Source organism: Streptomyces sp. NPDC046712, assembly GCF_040645695.1.
Classification (GTDB): Bacteria; Actinomycetota; Actinomycetes; order Streptomycetales; family Streptomycetaceae; genus Streptomyces.
This window is the reverse complement of sequence record NZ_JBEYYW010000008.1, coordinates 142634-159448: the sequence shown is the minus strand read 5'-3', so window position 1 is coordinate 159448 and position 16815 is coordinate 142634. Positions and strand designations below refer to the sequence as shown.

At 69.7% G+C, this 16815-nt stretch carries 10 protein-coding genes; 4 read left to right on the top strand and 6 right to left on the bottom strand.

Annotated elements, in window-relative coordinates:
- The first annotated feature begins 76 nt into the window (after nt 1–76).
- Complete coding sequence (locus ABZ939_RS13515; RefSeq protein WP_361852992.1) at nt 77–1591, top strand: MFS transporter; 1515 nt, start codon at nt 77–79, stop codon at nt 1589–1591.
- Nucleotides 1592–1655: 64 nt separating this feature from the next.
- On the opposite strand, the gene ABZ939_RS13510 is transcribed toward ABZ939_RS13515, so the two are convergent.
- Nucleotides 1656–3980 (bottom strand): LuxR C-terminal-related transcriptional regulator, encoded by a 2325-nt coding sequence (locus tag ABZ939_RS13510; protein WP_361852989.1) that lies wholly within the window; start codon nt 3978–3980, stop codon nt 1656–1658.
- 179 nt (nt 3981–4159) lie between these two features.
- On the opposite strand from ABZ939_RS13510, the gene ABZ939_RS13505 reads away from it, so the two are divergent.
- Nucleotides 4160–4600 carry an ATP-binding protein gene (locus ABZ939_RS13505; protein ID WP_361852986.1) on the top strand — a complete coding sequence of 147 codons (441 nt, stop codon included), beginning with the start codon at nt 4160–4162 and terminating at the stop codon, nt 4598–4600.
- A 47-nt stretch (nt 4601–4647) separates the two neighbouring features.
- Here ABZ939_RS13505 and ABZ939_RS13500 read toward each other — a convergent pair whose 3' ends face one another.
- A complete protein-coding gene (locus ABZ939_RS13500) occupies nt 4648–6903 on the bottom strand; it encodes a LuxR C-terminal-related transcriptional regulator (protein WP_361852984.1) in 2256 nt (751 codons plus the stop codon).
- Between the two features lie 450 nt (nt 6904–7353).
- Between ABZ939_RS13500 and ABZ939_RS13495 the strand changes: the two genes are divergently transcribed.
- Both ABZ939_RS13495 and ABZ939_RS13490 read left to right on the top strand, forming a co-directional pair.
- Nucleotides 7354–10440 carry a TIM-barrel domain-containing protein gene (locus tag ABZ939_RS13495; protein ID WP_361852982.1) on the top strand — a complete coding sequence of 1029 codons (3087 nt, stop codon included), beginning with the start codon at nt 7354–7356 and terminating at the stop codon, nt 10438–10440.
- Nucleotides 10441–10641: 201 nt separating this feature from the next.
- Nucleotides 10642–12435, top strand: coding sequence for a ricin-type beta-trefoil lectin domain protein (locus ABZ939_RS13490; protein ID WP_361852979.1), 1794 nt, complete (start codon nt 10642–10644; stop codon nt 12433–12435).
- 72 nt (nt 12436–12507) lie between these two features.
- Here ABZ939_RS13490 and ABZ939_RS13485 read toward each other — a convergent pair whose 3' ends face one another.
- The 4 genes from ABZ939_RS13485 to ABZ939_RS13470 form a co-directional block, all read right to left on the bottom strand.
- Entirely contained in the window at nt 12508–13344 is an 837-nt protein-coding gene (locus tag ABZ939_RS13485) for a class II fructose-bisphosphate aldolase (RefSeq protein WP_361852976.1), read from the bottom strand.
- Nucleotides 13345–13549: 205 nt separating this feature from the next.
- Nucleotides 13550–14500 (bottom strand): sugar isomerase, encoded by a 951-nt coding sequence (locus ABZ939_RS13480; protein WP_361852973.1) that lies wholly within the window; start codon nt 14498–14500, stop codon nt 13550–13552.
- A gap of 189 nt (nt 14501–14689) precedes the next feature.
- Complete coding sequence (locus tag ABZ939_RS13475; RefSeq protein ID WP_361852970.1) at nt 14690–15622, bottom strand: 1-phosphofructokinase family hexose kinase; 933 nt, start codon at nt 15620–15622, stop codon at nt 14690–14692.
- On the bottom strand, nt 15619–16608 hold the full coding sequence (locus ABZ939_RS13470; RefSeq protein WP_361852967.1) for an ROK family protein: 990 nt from the start codon (nt 16606–16608) through the stop codon (nt 15619–15621). The genes ABZ939_RS13475 and ABZ939_RS13470 overlap by 4 nt, the downstream gene beginning before the upstream one ends.
- Nucleotides 16609–16815: the final 207 nt, after the last annotated feature.

Here is a 16815-nt window from a genome sequence, read left to right as displayed (position 1 = left end):
CCGCCTGGAGGATGCGTCGGCCGCGCGAGTCTTCTGCGTAGTCGCGATTGTGGTGCTGTTCGCGGAGCTCGCGTCCTTGCAGTACACAATGGTCGCGGCGGCCGCTCGGCAGATCGCTCCCTCCTTCCCGGAGGTGGGTGCGGACATCAGCTGGATCGCCATCCTCTTCGGACTGGTAGGCGGTGTCTGCACGCCCGTGCTGGGGAAGATGTCGGACCTGTGGGGGAAGCGGCGCATCTTGCTGGTGTGCGGCTTCTCGTTCATCGTCGGCACTCTGATCTGTGCGCTGACATCAACATGGGCGCTGTTCCTGGTGGGACGCGCCCTGGAGGCCGTCGCGGTGGCTGCCCCTACCGTGGCCTACGGACTGTTCCGTGACGTCCTGCCGCGCCGTCACGTCCCGACGGCGATCGGCATCGTGGCCGCCGGCCTGGGGATGACCGCCTTCGTGGCCCCCTTGCTCGGCGGCTGGCTGCTCGATCACCACTCCTGGCGCTCGCTCTTCTGGGTCATGCTGGTCTTCGCGACGGTCATGATGGCGCTGGTGTGGCTGTTCGTCCCGGAGAGCAAGCTGCGCGTCCACCAGCGCCTGGACGTGCTCGGGGCGGTGTTGCTGGCGGGCGGTGTGGGCCTGGTCCTGCTGTACGTGTCCAAGGGGGCGTCGTGGGGGTGGGGCCGCCCCACCGCTTGGGCGTGGTTGGTCGGCGGGTTGGCGTTGCTGGCGCTGTTCGTGCTGGTGGAGCGACGGGTCTCGGAACCGGTCATCGAGATGGATCTGCTCTTCTCGCGGAAGGTCCTGACGGTCCTGGTCCTGGCAGCGCTGGGGAGCATCGTGATCGGCACCCTGGGGTACGGAGTCCCGTACATGATGCAGACCCCTACGGCCCTCCAGCTGCGCGCCTCGGTCCTGGAGCAGGTCGCTTCCCAGGCAGAGGGATCGCTCCCTGCCTCGGTACTGGCCCTGGTACACATCACGTTCAGCAGTCCGTTGTCCTACGCGCTGGGGGCCTCGTTCCTGGGTTACGCGATCTATTCGGCCGTCTACTCCGGCGGTGTCGGCATGCTGTCGGGCGCCGGGGCGGGCTTTTGGTCACGAGCAGTGGGGCCGCGTATCCCCATGATCCTTGCGATGGCGACTCTCACCGCCTCCACCGCACTCTTCGCGTTCTTCCCGCACTCCACGTGGCAGTACGCACTCTTCTCCGCTGTCGCAGGCCTCGGGTTCGGAGCGTTCTACGCCTGTGCCCCCAACCTGATCGTGGAAGCCGTGCCGGCGTCACGGCAGGGCGTCAGCGCCGGGATGCTCGGCACCGTGAACAGCCTGGCCCCGGCCGTCGGCGCCGCCGTACTGACCGCCTTCCTGACAGCGAACCCGGTCACGACCACAGTCACTGTTCCCGGCGCCCCACCGTCGTCCACCACCGTGCCCGGCGTGTACGGCGACGCCGGTTTCCGCGACGGGCTCCTGTTCGCGGCGGCCTGCGCACTGCTCGGCCTGATCGTCGCCATCGTCATGCGCCATGGCCGCGCCGCCGCCACCGGAGGAGAAGCCAGTGACTCCCCGAGCGCGGACGCTCCCTCGAAACGCTGACAGTCTCATCACGCCACTGGGCAGAGGAACCCACCAAGGCCAGCACGGCCAGGCCGCGACCGGATCAATCGGCAGACGCAGGGGTGTGCTGTTGGGCCGCGCGCCATGCGGCCACCTGCGCGCGAGAGGTGAGCTCCAGTTTGGTGAGGATGTGTGCGACGTGGCTCTCGACGGTCCGGGGCGCGATGGTCAGACGGGCGGCGATGTCCTTGTTGGACATGCCTTCCGCCAGCAGGGCGGCGATCTGCTGTTCTCTCCGGGTGAGGGGAGAGGCGGGTGCGGCGGGGGCGGGGGTGGTCGCGCGGGTGTCGAGGGCGTACTCGACGGCCTGTGGGGTCGTGAGCCCGAGGCCGCGGTCGTAGGCGGCTTCGAACCTGTCCTCGCCGAGAGCCGCCCGGGCCAGCGAGACGTGCACCTTGTGGGCGGCGCTCACCGGGGCGTAGTACTCGGGAGCCGAACCCAGCTCGCGCCAGACCGTGGCCGCGGCGCCGAAGAGGGTCGCGGATCGCACGTGCCGTTGCTGCCGCTCGCCCACCCACGCGAGCGTCTCGAGAACGCAGGCCGTCCCGAGCCTGCTCCGCATGGGGCCGTGGATGCCCAGCGCCTCCCGCCCTGCCGCCTCGGCGCGCTCCGGATCGTGGTCGGTCTCCAGGAAGGAGACGGCCCACAGGGCCCAGGAGCGCCAGTACTGCTCTCCCAGCTCCGCCGCCAGCCCGAGGCACTCGTCGAGGAGCAGCAGGCCCTTCTCGCGTTCGCCCTGCAGCCCCAGGGCCAGGCCGAGCATGGCAAGCGCGAACAGTGTGTTACGGGTGTCGGTCGTGCGGCAGCGGGCGAGTGCCGATTCCAGGCGTGCCGTCGCCCGGTCCAGGTCTCCCTTGAACAGCGACGCCATCCCCTGGACGAGTTCCACGTACGAGTTCGTGCCCTCGGCGCCGAGCCGTTCGGTCAGCAGGTCGGCCTCGGCCAGCAGCGGAAGTGCCGCGACGAGGTCGCCTTGGAGCAGCGCCCACCAGGCGTTCTGGGTCAAGGCCGAGATGCGTTCGCGGCTGGGCTCCGGGGAGGCCGCGAGCGCCTGGTCGAGCCAGTAACGGGCCTCGGTGTTCAGGCCCCGGATGGCCCAGTAGTCCTTGAACCTGGAGGTCATCCGCAGTGCTCGGGCGCCCTCGCCGGGATGGGTGACGCTGAATGTCACGGCGACGCGCAGGTTGGCGTGGTCGAGGGAGAGCGAGTGGACCCAGGCTTCCTGATCCGGTCCGATCCAGGCCGCGTCGAAGCGCTCGAGAAGGTCCTCGTACCAGTCGCGGTGGCGGCGTCGGACCGCAAGGTCCTCACCGGTGGCGACGAGTTGTTCCTGCCCGTACTGGCGAAGTGTCTCGAGCATGCGGTACCGCGCGGTTCGCTCCTCGTTGTCGCACAGCACGATCGACTTGTCGACAAGAGCGTGGACGAGCTCGGGGATCTCGTCGAGCGGCACATCGTCCCCCGCAGCGACGTGTTCGAGGGCGGCGAGGTCGAAGCTTCCGGCGAACACGGAGGCTCTCGCCCAGACACGCTGTTCGGCGGGGGAGCAGAGTTCGTGGCTCCAGTCGATCAGTCCGCGCAGCGTTCGCTGCCGTGTGGGCGCGTCGCGCGGGCCTGTGGTGAGCAGCTGGTAGCGCTCGGTGAGCCGCTCCTCGATCTGGTGGAGCGAGAGGGTGCGGAGCCACGTCGTGGTGAGCTCGATGGCGAGAGGGAGCCCGTCGAGGTCGCGGCAGAGCCGGGCGAGTGCCGCCTGGTTGTCGGCGGTGACGTCGAACGCGGTATGGACGGCGCGGGCACGCTCGACGAAGAGCCGGACGGAGTCGTAGGAGGCGAACTCCTCCGGAGGGTGCGAGCGGTCGGGGTCGGGTGTGGGCAGGGGCGGCACGACCAGGACCGTTTCGCCGTACACGCCGAGGGACTGCCGGCTCGTCGCCAGGACGCGCACGCGCGGGCACGAACGGATCAGGGTGTCCGTGAACCGCGCACAGTCGTCGACAAGGTGCTCGCAGTTGTCGAGTACCAAGAGCGCCGTACGCGAGTCGAGGTGCTCGGTGATCGTTTCGATGGTCGGGCGGGCCGACTGGTCACGCAGACCCAGCTTCTCGGCAACGGTGTGGGTGAGGAGGCGCGGATCGCTCAGTGCGGCGAGCTCGATGAGCCACACGCCGTCGCGGAAGTCCCGTCCCAGACCCTGGGCGACACGGAGGGCCAGGCGCGTCTTGCCGACCCCGCCGGGGCCGGTGAGCGTGACGACGCGGGACTGCGTCATCAGGCGCTTGGCTTGAGAGACCTCCGACCGCCGTCCGACGAAGCTGGTCACGTCGGCCGGCAGGTTGCCGGGCGGGGCTCCGGCAGTGAGCGTGGCCACCAGGATCACCGACTCCCCATGATCGGCAGGCCAAATCTTACGGACCGGTCATTTCGATCATACGCAGTGAAATACGTAGTGAGATACGTACTATCCCCGGCGCGCAGACCTCCTGCCACCCCGGAGTGTGGGGTCATCGGCCATTCGTCCCACACCTGCCGAGATCCGAGGGACCTGCCATGACCACCATCACCCCGCTGCCCCGGCGTTCCACTCCTGTCGAGACCTCGCACACCCTGCCGCCGATCCCCGCGTCGGTGCGTGAGGCAAGGCTGATCGTCGCCCGCGAACTCGCCGTCAACGGGTTCGCCGCCCACAGTGACGATGCCGAGCTCCTGGCGAGTGAGCTGGTCACCAATGCGGTGTCGTACGCCGGTGGAGAGATCGTTCTGGTTCTGTCCTTCAGGGATGACACCGTGCACTGCGAGGTGCGGGACAGCAGTCCTGTGGCACCCGTCCAGCGCCGGTCCCCCGATGACGACGAGCACGGTCGCGGCCTGTTCCTGGTGCAGACCCTCGCGCGGTCCTGGGGTACCCGGGTCCAGGGAACCGGCAAGGCGGTCTGGTTCGAGCTCGGTCCCGCATCCTGGTGCGAGCAGCCCGGCTCCCTGGCTGCGTAGGGTGGCTCCTGCCGCAAGCCCGGGTCCGGGCCCCGCGGCCGTACGGATCACCGGGTGGCCGGCCGGTTGGCACGCCACGCGGCGACCTGGGCGCGCGACGCCAGCCCGAGCTTGTCGAGGATGCGCGCGACGTGCGTCTCGGCGGTTCGGCGCGAGATGACCAGCCGCGCTGCTATGTCCTTGTTGGACAGCCCTTCCGCCAGCAGGTCGACGATCTGCTCTTCTCGCCTGGTGAGCGCGGTCGTGGCGGTCGCTTCGACGGCGGCTTCCTCGGAGGCTTCCGTGGTCGCCGCACCGGAGGCCCCGTGGAGCTCCGGCTCCTCGAGCGCGAAGGCGATCGCCTCCTCCGTTCCCAGCCGAGAGCCGCGCCGGAAGGCACTCTCGTACTCGGCGTCGCCGATGACGGACCGGACAGCGTCGACGAGCCGCGCGTGGACGGCGAGCGCGGGGATGTACAGGTCGGAGTACTCGCCGATGTCATGCCAGGTCGCTGCTGCCGCGCCGAACAGCGTGGCGGCTCGCGTCGGCCGATCCGTATGGGCGTAGACCCAGGCGAGCGCCTCGAGTACGAAAGCGGACCCGGCCCGGTTGTCCAGGCGGGCGTGGATGCCCAGGGCTTCCCTGCACGCGGACTCGGCCCGCGCCACGTCGTGGTCGGCCTCGATGAAGGAGACGGCCCACAGGGCCCAGGAGCGGTAGTACAGCTCTCCGAACCGCTCGCTCCTGGCAAGGCTCTCGTCGAGCCAGCCCCGTCCCTCCTCGCGCCGGCCGGCCATGGCCAGGGTGACACCCAGGGTGTTCAGCGCGAACAGTTCGTAGGCCTTCTGCCCGGGGCGGAAGCCGCCCAGGGCCTCGCGTGTGAGCGATTCGGCGGAGGACAGGTCACCGCGGAACTGAGCCGCCAAGCCCCGGATGAGCGCCAGGAAGGGCCCGGCGGCGCCGCCGGCGCGCTCGTCCATCTGGGCCGCCTCGTCCAGGACCGGCAGCCCGGCGTCGAAATCCCCACGCAGGATGGCGTACATGCCCTTGAGCGACAGTGCCATCGCACGTTCCGGACTGGGCTGCGGGCACGCCGTCAACGCCCGGTCGAGCCAGTAACGCCCCTCCGCGGCCAGGCCGCGGACGGTCCAGAACTCGTTGATCACAGTCCCTGCCATCCGCAGGGCGACGATGCCCTCGTCCGGCAGGGTCAGGCAGAAGTCGAAGGCGGCCCGGACGTCGGCGTGCTCGTCCCCCAGCCGCCGGAGCCACATCGCCTGGTCCGGCCCGACCCACTCCGCCTCGAGGCGCTCGATCAGGTCCCGGTACCAGTCGCGGTGGCGGAGGCGGACGGCGGCTTCCTCGCCGGACGCAGCGAGCCGTTCCCTTCCGTACTCCCGCATCGTCGCCAGCATGCGGTAGCGCACGGTCCCGGCGTGGTCCTCGCGCTGCAGAACGGACTTGTCGACGAGGGAGTGCACGAGCTCGGGGATGCGCTCGGCAGGTACGCCGTCACCGCCGGCCACGTGCTCGACGGCGGCGAGGTCAAAGCTGCCGGCGAACACGGAAGCACGGGCCCATACCCGCTGCTCGGGCCCGGAGCACAGATCGTGGCTCCAGTCGATCAGCGCGCGCAGCGTCCGCTGGCGGCCGGGGGCCGTCCGGGGCCCGAGGGTCAGCAGCCGGAAGCGCTCGGTGAGGCGCGTCTCGATCTGGTCCAGGGACAGGGCGCGCAGCCGCGCGGCGCTGAGTTCGATGGCGAGCGGAATCCCGTCGAGGTCTCGGCAGAGCCGCGCGAGTACCGCCTGGTTGTCGGCGGTGATGTCGAAGGAGGGCTGGACGGCGCGGGCTCGCTCGATGAAGAGCCGGATGGAGTCGTAGCGGGCGAGGGCCTCCGGGTCGAGTGAACGGTCCGGATCGGGTGCGGGCAGCGGCGGTACGGGGAGTACGGCCTCTCCGTAGACACCGAGGGACTGCCGGCTGGTCGCCAGGACTCGAACCCGAGGGCAGGCCCGGATCAATGTCGAGGTGAACATCGCAACGTCGTCGACCAGGTGCTCACAGTTGTCGATGACCAGGAGGATCTCGCGATTCGCCAGGTGCTCGGTGACGGTGTCGACGGGGTCACGGAACGACTGGTCGCGCAGACCCAGTCGCTCCGCGACGGTCGCGGCGAGCAGGGAGGCGTCGGTCAGTTCGGCGAGTTCGACGATCCAGACACCGTCGCGGAAACTCCTGCGGAGACCGTGGGCCACGCGGAGGGCCAGATGTGTCTTGCCTACACCGCCGGGTCCGGTGAGGGTCACCACCCGGGCTTCGGACACCAGCTCTTTCGCGGCCCTGATCTCTTGGCGTCGTCCCACGAAGCTGCTGGTGTCGGCAGGCAGGTTGCCAGGCGTTCCCCGGGTGCTAGTCACGACCACGGAGGATCACCTCCACGCAGGGCGTCGGGCACCAGCGCGTCTCTTCGATCATACGGAGCTGAAAGCGACTCAGCATGACAAATCCCTCCCGGAGCGACGTCCCACCCAGCCCTCAGGTTGGTCAATTGTGAGCATGTCCACTGCGTGATTCTGCTTGATTAAACCTAGTCCGAAGCAACTCTTCTCACCAAGGTCTATTGTCGCGTACATTACGCGCCGTCCCCCACCAGGTGTCCGGCCCTGCGTCATGCGCATCCCGGACCGTCTCTGGGAGCTTTGATGAGACACGGCTCGAACCCGGGCGTGCGCCCTGGGCGCTGGAGATCCGTAGGAACCGCATTCGCCACGCTCGTGGCCGGTATCGGCCTGGCGACCGCGGGACCGGCCGGTCCCGCGGCGGCCGCCACGGCGGGATCGGTCACCGGCCTCAGCCAGTCCGGTTCCAGCTTCACCGCGACGACGTCCTCGGGCGCCAAGGCGCGCGTGTCGTTCGCCCGTTCCGACATATTCCGGATCTGGCTCGCACCCGACGGGCAGTTCACCAGCGACCCGGCCGGGAGCGATCTCGCGATCAACACGAACTTCGGCTCGGTGGCCGCGAGTTACACCGATGCCGGCTCGTACTACCGCATCACGACCCCCGAGCTCTCCATCAGGGTCAACAAGTCGCCGCTGACCTTCTCCGTGTACCGGGCGGACAACAGCACCCTGGTGTGGCAGGAGACCGCCCCCACCAGCTGGGACGGCTCCAGGACCACCCAGTATCTCGCGCAGGGCGCCGACGAGCAGTTCTACGGCACCGGCCTGCGGCTCGGCGAGTGGGCGCTGCGCGGCAAGACCGTCCCGATCGCCATCGACAACAGGTGGCGCGAGAACGACAACGCGAGTCCCGCGCCGTTCTACATGTCGACCCAGGGTTACGGCGTCATGCGCAACACCTGGGCACCCGGCTCCTACAACTTCGGCTCGCCCGGCGCGTTCACCCACAACGAGAACCGCTTCGACGCCTGGTACTTCGTGGACACCTCCCTCAAGGGCGTCCTGGACGACTACACGGACGTCACCGGCAAGCCGTTCATGGCGCCGCAGTGGGGTTTCGAGCTCGGCAACGCCGACTGCTGGAACGCCTCCAACCCCGAGTACCGAGGTGACCACACCCGGGCCCGGCACCAGACGACCAAGGACGTGGTCGGTTACGCCACGGACGCCCGCGCAGCCGACATGCCCTCGGGCTGGTTCCTGCCCAACGACGGTTACGGCTGCGGCTACACCGACCTCACCGAGACGGTGAAGGGCCTGCAGGACAAGGGCTTCAAGACCGGTCTGTGGACCGACAGCGGCCTGGCGAACATCCAGAACGAGGTGGGCGTCTCCGGCACCCGAGGGGTGAAGACCGACGTCGCCTGGGTCGGACGCGGCTACAAGTACGCGTTCGACGGGGTCAAGCAGGCCGTTGACGGCATCGAGAAGAACTCCGATGCCCGCCGTTTCGTATGGACGGTCGACGGCTGGGCCGGAACGCAGCGCAACGCGGTCGTCTGGACCGGCGACACGCACGGCACCTGGGACGACATGCGCTGGCACGTCCCGGCCATCGCCGGCGCGGGCCTGTCGGGCCACAACTACGCCGCCGGTGACGTCGACGGCATCTTCGACGGCAGCCCGAAGACCTACGTCCGCGACCTGCAGTGGAAGGCGTTCACCCCCGCCTTCATGACCATGTCGGGCTGGGGCGCCACCAACCCGGCGGCCGGCTACCAGGACAAGCAGCCCTGGCGCTTCGCGGAGCCGTACCAGTCGATCAACCGCAAGTACCTCAAGCTCAAGATGCGCCTGATGCCGTACCTGTACAGCATGAGCCGCGTGGCGCACGAGACCGGCGTGCCCAGCACCCGGGCCATGGTGCTCGAGTACCCGAACGACCCCGTGGCTCGCGGCAACGCGACCAGCGGGCAGTTCATGGCAGGCGACTCCTTCCTCGTCGCCCCGGTCGTCTCCGACACCACCGTCCGCAACGGCATCTACCTGCCGGCGGGCACCTGGACCGACTACTGGACCGGCAAGACGCACCAGGGCCCGGGCTGGATCAACGGCTACAACGCCCCGCTCGACACCCTGCCCCTGTTCGTCAAGGCCGGCGGCATCGTCCCGATGTGGCCGCAGATGAACTACACCGGTGAGAAGCCCGTCTCGACGCTCACCTACGACATCCACCCGCGCGGAAGCTCCTCCTTCACCCTGTACGAGGACGACGGCATCACGCGCAACCACCAGACCGGCGCCTTCGCCAAGCAGAAGGTGGACGTCACCTCCCCGGCGTCCGGATCGGGCGACGTCACCATCGCGGTCGGCGCCTCCAACGGCAGCTACACGGGCAAGCCCGCCTCGCGCGGCTACGACTTCAGCGTCCACGTCGCCAAGGCGCCGACCGGCGTCACCGTCGGCACCACGACGCTGACGCAGCACAGCTCCAAGAGCGCATACGACTCGGCGTCCACCGGCTGGTACTTCGACGCGGCCGACCGAGGCGGCGTCCTGTGGATCAAGGCCGGCAGCCAGTCGGGCGCGTTCACGGTCAAGGCGACCGGGACGACCCTCCCGACCGCCACGGCGATCCCGGGCTCCCCGCAGATCTCCAAGACGAACTGGACGGCCACGGCCGACAGCCAGGAGGCGGCGGAGCCCGCGAGCAACGCGATCGACGGCAACCCCGCCACGCTGTGGCACACCGCCTGGTCGTCCGGCAGCCCCGCGGCCCTGCCGCACGAGATCCGGATCGACCTCGGCGGCCGGTACACCGTGGACGGCCTCACCCACCTGCCGCGGCAGGACGGGGGAGTCAACGGCCGGATCGGTCGGTACGAGGTGTACGTCTCGGAGACCACAGCCGACTGGGGCAGCCCCGTGGCAACCGGCACCCTCTCGGACATCGTCGGCAGCACCAGCGTGCAGCTGACTCCGAAGACCGGCCGCTACCTCAGGCTGAAGGCCCTCAGCGAAGCGGGCGACCGCGGCCCGTGGACCAGTGTCGGCGAGCTCTCCGCCACCGGGACCGCGGCACCGCTGCCGAGCGGCACGACACTCGTCAACGCCGCGTCCAACAGCTGCGTCGACCTGCCGGCCAGCAGCACCTCGCCCGGTACGCGCCCCACCCTGTACAGCTGTCACGGCGGCGGCAACCAGAGGTGGACCTTCCAGTCCGACGGCAGACTGACCGGCCTGAACGGCGTGTGCCTCGACGGCGCGGCCGCCGCGGACGTCACCGTGCAGACGTGCAACACGAGCACGGGGCAGAAGTGGGCCCTCGGACCCGAGGGTTCGATCCGCAGTGCGGGCAAGTGCCTGGCGCCGGTGGGCTCGGCCACTGCCAACGGCACGAGGCTGACCCTGGCGGCTTGTGACAACGGCACCGTCCAGAGGTGGTCCTTCACCTCCTGACGTGCCGCCGTCACCAAGGAATCCGGCGGCTCCCGCGAGGAGGGGGAGCCGCCGGTGTCGACAGGCGGCGGGCACGCGGTGGGCCGACCCCGCCGCCTGCCCGCCGCCCCCCATGTGGGCCGGAGTCCTGCCGACCACAAGCAAGGCGCGCGTGCGCGCCCCCCTCCTCCTCCCCCCACCCCTACATTGCGGAGAGCGTTCATGAGGCGTACCCAGAAACTGCTGTACGTGGGCGCGGCTGCTGTCATCGCCGGCACAGCTTTGACCATCACCGGGAGTACTGCGCAGGCAGATCCGATCGCGGCCAACACGAACACCCCGGTCGGCGTCAAGCCGATGATGGGCTTCAACAACTGGGCCCGCTTCACCTGCGCCGCGCAGGCGCGGCTCGACGGTACGCGCGACGGCTACTCCTTCCAGCAGTTCATGAAGGACCAGGCCAAGGCGATGCACGACACGGGTCTGGTGGCTGCCGGTTACAAGAACCTGACGGTCGACGACTGCTGGATGCAGCGCACGTCCGCCGGCTATCTGCACGGTGCGGCGACGTGGAATCCCAACAGTTCCCAGCCCGGCTTCGACTGGGAACTGAACGACTACGCCGACTACGTCCACAGCCTCGGCATGGATGTCGGGCTCTACAGCACCTCCGGTGTGAACACGTGTCAGGGCGTTCCCGGCGGAGTCATGGGCCACGAACAGGCCGACGCCGACTCGATGGCGTACTGGGGCGCCGACTCCATCAAGCTGGACAACTGTGGCACCAACTTCACCAACCGGCGGGAGATCTTCACCAAGTTCGCCGGAGCGCTCGGGACTGCCACGGCGAACAAGAGCCGGAAGATCCTCTTCAACGAGTCCGCCCCCGCCGGAGCCTTCCCGAACTCCTCGGTCAAGTACGAGACGATGGACTGGGTTCGCGGTCTGGGGCAGATGTGGCGTGTCAGCCCCGACATCCGCCTGTGGCCGAACAAGGCCTGGGACGCCCCACTGGCCGGCACCGCGTACGAGGCGGGCGTCTACCAGAACTTCACCGACACCGTCGCCCTGGCCCGCTACAACAGCCCCGGCAACTTCAACGACGCCGACATGCTGCTGATCGGCGACAACAACCAGCTCACCCTCCCCGAGCAGCGCACCCAGTTCGCCGTGTGGTCCGCGATGGGCTCCCCGCTCATGATCAGCACCGACGTCCGCAAGATGGCCGCCGACCCGAGTGCCTATGCCGAGCAGCTCGCCATCCTGAAGAACAGCGACATCATCGCCGTCAATCAGGACTCGCTCGGCGCCGGCGGCTACCTCGCCTCGCGTGACAACGCCTCCGCGAACGCCGGCATCGACGTCGTGGTGAAGCCGCTGGCCGGCGGCAAGCGCGCTGTGACCGTCGTCAACAAGAACGCCACCGCCACCACCTACCGGCTCGACCTCGCCAGGGTCGGCTTCGGCAACCTCGGCTGCAGCCGCACCGCCCGCGACCTGTGGAAGCACACGGAGTTCCAGGTCACCGACTCCATCACCGCGACGATCGGCTCGCACGACAACGTGATGTACACGATCACCCCGGGTACCTGCGGAGCGGCCACTCCCACCGGCATGATCCAGTCCGCCCAGCCCGCGTTCCAGGCCCAGCCGTTCTGCCTGGACGCCAACGGCACCTCCGTCGGCACCAAGGTCTCGCTCTGGGACTGCCACGGCGGCGCCAACCAGCAGTGGATCCGCCATTCCAACGGCACCATCGCATCGCTGCGCACCCCGTCTCTCTGCCTCTCCGGTGACGCCACCGGTCTGAAGCTCGCCGGCTGCAGCAGCGCCGACACCAAGCAGGTATGGACGTACAAGCGCTCCGGCCAGCTGCGCCAGGCGAACGGCCAGTGCGTCGACATCGCAGGTGGCGTGCTGACCGACAGGAACGCCGCGGTCGCCACGTACTCCTGTGGCTCCTACCAGCCCAACCAGACGTGGAGCGCCCCCTTCGGCACTCCTCCCGCCGCCTGACGGCAACATCCGCGAACGGCACAGGGCCCGGCTGCACTCGCAGCCGGGCCCTGTGCCGTGTCGTCCCGGAGGTCAGCGGCCGGCCAGGACGTTCAGCAGCCTGGCCACTTCCGCCGCCACAGCGTCGCGTGCCGGGCCGAGGTACTTGCGCGGGTCGGCCACGGTGGGGGAAGCCTCGAGCCGCTCGCGGACCGAGCGGGTGAAGAGCTTGTTGAGGTGGGTGGAGATGTTGACCTTCGTCATCCCGGCGGCGACTGCCTTCGCCAAGTCCGCGTCGTCGACGCCGGAAGAGCCGTGGAGTACGAGCGGCACGTCCAACGCGTCCTGAAGCCGTGCGATGAGGTCGAAGTCGAGTGCGGCGTCACGGGTGAGCATGGCGTGCGAGCTGCCCACGGCGACGGCCAGGGCGTCGACGGCGGTGGCCGCGGCGAACGCGCGGGCCTCCTCGGGGTCCGTGCGGACGCCCGGCGCATGGGCACCGTCCTTGCCGCCGACTTCACCCAACTCCGCCTCGACCCAGACATCGGCCCGGTGACACAGGTCGGTGATCACCCGGGTGGCCGCGACGTTCGCGTCATACGGCAGCTTGGAGCCGTCGAACATGACCGAGGTGAAGCCGAGTTCCACTGCCTCGGAGACGAGTTGCGCGGATTCGGCGTGGTCGAGGTGGACCGAGACCGGGACCGCGGCGGCGTTGGCGATGGCGAGGGAAGCGAGGCCTATCGGAGCGAGGGAACCGTGGTAGCGGGCGGTGTTCTCGCTGATCTGCAGGATGACCGGCAGTCCGGCACGCTCGGCTCCGGTGACGATGGCCTCGGCATGCTCGATCTGTACGACGTTGAACGCACCGACGCCGGTGTTGGCGGCGCGGGCGGGCCCGATGATGTCGTCGGTGGTGCTGTAAGGCATGGGTGTTCTCCGTGTAGCTCTGAGGCGGTGACACAGACGGCCGATGCCGTGGACGTCGTCGTCCACGGCATCGGCCGGACAGATGTGCCAGGAGTGACAGGTGGGGCAAGGAGGCCGCCGGATCGCTGTGGAGGGCTGAGGTGCGAGCCGACGGCCGGCCGTTTCCGTGTCGGCGCCGCCTGGGGGCAGCGTCCGCACGAAGGTCTCAGGCGCGGGCGTCTTCGAGGATGACGGAGCGGGTGAGGTTGCGGGGACGGTCGGGGTTGTAACCGCGGGCCTCGGCGAGGTGGACGGCGAGGCGCTGGGCCCGTACGAGATCGGCGAGCGGATCGAGGGCGTCGGCCTGATCGCCGGATGCGGCGGAGTGGAGGCCGCCGACGCGGGCGATGTCGTCGGCCAGTCCGCGCGGAGCGGGGCCGAAGACCCAGGCGACGCGACCGGGGCCGGTGATGCTGATGGGGCCGTGTCGGTACTCCATGGCGGGGTAGGCCTCGGTCCAGGCGCCGGCGGCCTCGCGCATCTTGAGGCCGGCTTCGAGGGCGAGGCCGTAGGTCCATCCGGTGCCGAGGAAGGTGAACTGCTCGGCATTGCAGACGGCGGGTTCCAGCGGCTCGGTGAGGGCACGCTCGGCGTCCAGAGCGGCCCGCTCCAGGCGGCGTACCCCCGCCGGCAGGGCGTTCTCGGCTTCGAGATGTGCGCGCAGCAGGGCGAGGACCGTGGTGGCGAACCGGGTTTGGACGACGGACTGTTCGTCGGCGAAGTCGAGTACGGCGACGGCGTCGGCAACCGTCATGACGGGGGTTTCGGGGTCCGCGGTGATGGCGCCGGTGGGGATGGCGCCCTTGACCCGGGTCAGGAGATCGAGGACCTCCGTGGTGGTTCCGGAGCGTGTGATTGCGAGTACCCGGTCGTAGGCCCGACCGTGCGGGAACTCGGACGCGGCGAACGCGTCGGTCTCGCCGTGCCCGCCCTTCTCACGCAGCTCCGCGTAGGCGAGGGCCATGAACCACGACGTGCCGCAGCCGACGACCGCGACGCGTTCCCCCCGTCGAGGGAGGGCGTCGGCGAAGTGTGCGACCGACTCGGCCGCACGCCGCCATGTGCCCGGCTGGGAGGCGATCTCGACGGCAGTACGGGAGGTCTCGTAGGTGGTCACGCGATTCCTTGGACTCGGAGGGGCGATGAGGGCGAGCTCGGCGAAGGGGCGTCCTGGGCGACGGAGGAGAGCCTCGTGTCTCGCGGGCCTGCTTGACTAGACCAATGCTCGTGCATGCGTATAATTCTTGTCAATAACTGCTCTAAAGTCGCTAGTTTCAAGCATGTATGAGCAAACAGCCGCGCCGGCTCAGTGGGGCTGCACCGGTTCGACCTCGACCACGCGCACTTCCCGCCGGAACCGCGAGTAGACGGCGGCGTCGACGTCTCCCGCGACCACGCACGGCACGGCTGCGGCGGACAGCGCCACCGCTTCGCGCAGGATCTCCGGCCACGGCATGCCGGCCGCCAGGCCCGAGGCGATCGCTGCGACGCAGGCGTCGCCCGCGCCGGTCGGGTTGCCGGACAGCAGCTCGGGCGGTGCGGCGCGCCACGCCCCCTGTGGGGTGACGGCGTACAGCCCGTCCGGTCCCGCGGACGCCACGACGGTCCGGGCCCCCCGGGCGCGGAGCTCCGCGGCCGCCGCCACGAGGTCGTCGCACCCCGTCACGTCCGTGAGCTCCGCCGCGTTGGGCTTCACCACGTCGGGGCGGGCCTCCAGGGCTGCCGACAGCGCGGGACCGGAGGTGTCGAGCACGGTCCTCGCACCCGCCGCGGCCGCACCGCGGATCAGTCGCGCGTACGCGTCCACGGGCAGCCCAGGGGGAGTGCTCCCGCTCAGGACGATCACGTGCGCGCTCCGGGCGAGCGAGGTGTACTGCCTCACGAAGGCCGCCCACTCGGACGGTGTCACCTCGGGGCCGATCCCGTTGAAGACCGTGGCGTCCCCGTCATCTCGGGACACCACGGCCAGGGTGCGCCGCGAGTCGCCGCCCACCGGGGTGAAGAGGCTGCCGATCCCCGCGGCCCGCAGATCGCCGAGTATCAGCCGGCCGGTGGGCCCGCCCGCGAGCCCGGTGGCGAGCGGTGTGTGTCCGAGGCCGGTCAGCACCCTGGCGACGTTGATGCCCTTGCCGCCCGCCCGCTCGTACGCCGCGTCGACGCGATGGGACGTCCGGGGCCGCAGTTCGGCGACGTTCCAGGTGACGTCGAGGGCGGCGTTGAGAGTGACGGTGACGATCACTGGGCGGAGGCTCCTGTCAGAAGGGAGGGGATGCGGTGACCGGCGGCCTGCCAGGCGGCCAGGCCGGCACCCAGACACCCGGCTCGGTCTCCGAGTGCGGCTCGGACGAGAACCGGAGTGCGCTGGAAGGTGAGTCGTGCGGCCAGCCCGTCCCTGACGGGATCGAGCAGGAGGCGGTCCGCCTCGGCGAGGCCGCCGCCGAGAACGATCAGTTCGGGGGCGAACAACGTGGTCACGGCGGTCAGTGCCTCCGCCAGCCCCTCGGTGGCCCTTTCCCAGACGGCCCGGGCCACCGGGTCGCCGCGCTCGACGAGCGCGGCCACGTCCGCCGCGCCCGCGACCGGGCGCCCGGAACGTGTGGTGTATGCGTCCGCGACGGCGCTCGCGGAGGCGATCGTCTCGAGGCAACCGGTGCCGCCGCAGGCGCACGGCGTGCCTCCCGGCACCCGCACGTGGCCGAGCTCCCCCGCGAATCCGTCACAGCTCAGCGGCTTGCCGTCGCAGACGATCGCGGCGGCGATACCGGTCCCGACGGCCACGAAGACCGCGTTCCGGGCGGCTCGGGCCGCTCCGAGGGCGCACTCGGCGGCGCCGCCCGCCCGTACGTCGTGGCCCAGCGTCACGGGTAGCCCCGTGCGGGCCTCCAGAACGGCGCCGAGCATGAGATCGCGCCAGCCGAGGTTCGCGGACCACACGGCCCGCTGCAGTTCCTCGTCGACGATGCCGGGGACCACCACGCCCGCGTGCCGGACAGACAGTTCCCGTTCCGCGGCACGCCTTGCCAGGCAGAGCAGCGCATCGGTGATGGCGTCGACCACGGCTTCCGGTCCGTCGGCCCGCGGCGTCGGGCGGTGCAGCGCTACCACCGGCTGCATGGAGTGGTCGAGAACAGCCCCTTTCATGCCGGTCCCCCCGACGTCGAGGGCGACGACACACGAACCGGGAGCTGTCTCGACCGCGGTGTCTGAGGTGCTGTTGATCACCATAGCTTCGAACCATTCTGAGTGCGCGATTATGCGTGTTTGAGACTTCAATCGAGCGTATTCACTCATGTCTAATGATCGGAGTATTGGGCCTGGAGGCTGTTCAGGTCCAGTGCGGAAGACGTCGTGACGGTTCCCGCGTGGGCGGATCGCCGCTCCTCCGCGATGCTCGATGTTGTCGCGCTACGATCAACTTCGCGCATGCTTCTG

What these genes read in the sequence shown, in the direction of transcription:
- ABZ939_RS13490 (WP_361852979.1), top strand. Translation starts at nt 10,642, where the DNA reads ATGAGGCGTACCCAGAAACTGCTGTACGTGGGCGCGGCTGCTGTCATC.
- ABZ939_RS13485 (WP_361852976.1), bottom strand. Translation starts at nt 13,344, where the DNA reads ATGCCTTACAGCACCACCGACGACATCATCGGGCCCGCCCGCGCCGCC.
- ABZ939_RS13505 (WP_361852986.1), top strand. Translation starts at nt 4,160, where the DNA reads ATGACCACCATCACCCCGCTGCCCCGGCGTTCCACTCCTGTCGAGACC.
- ABZ939_RS13470 (WP_361852967.1), bottom strand. Translation starts at nt 16,608, where the DNA reads ATGGTGATCAACAGCACCTCAGACACCGCGGTCGAGACAGCTCCCGGT.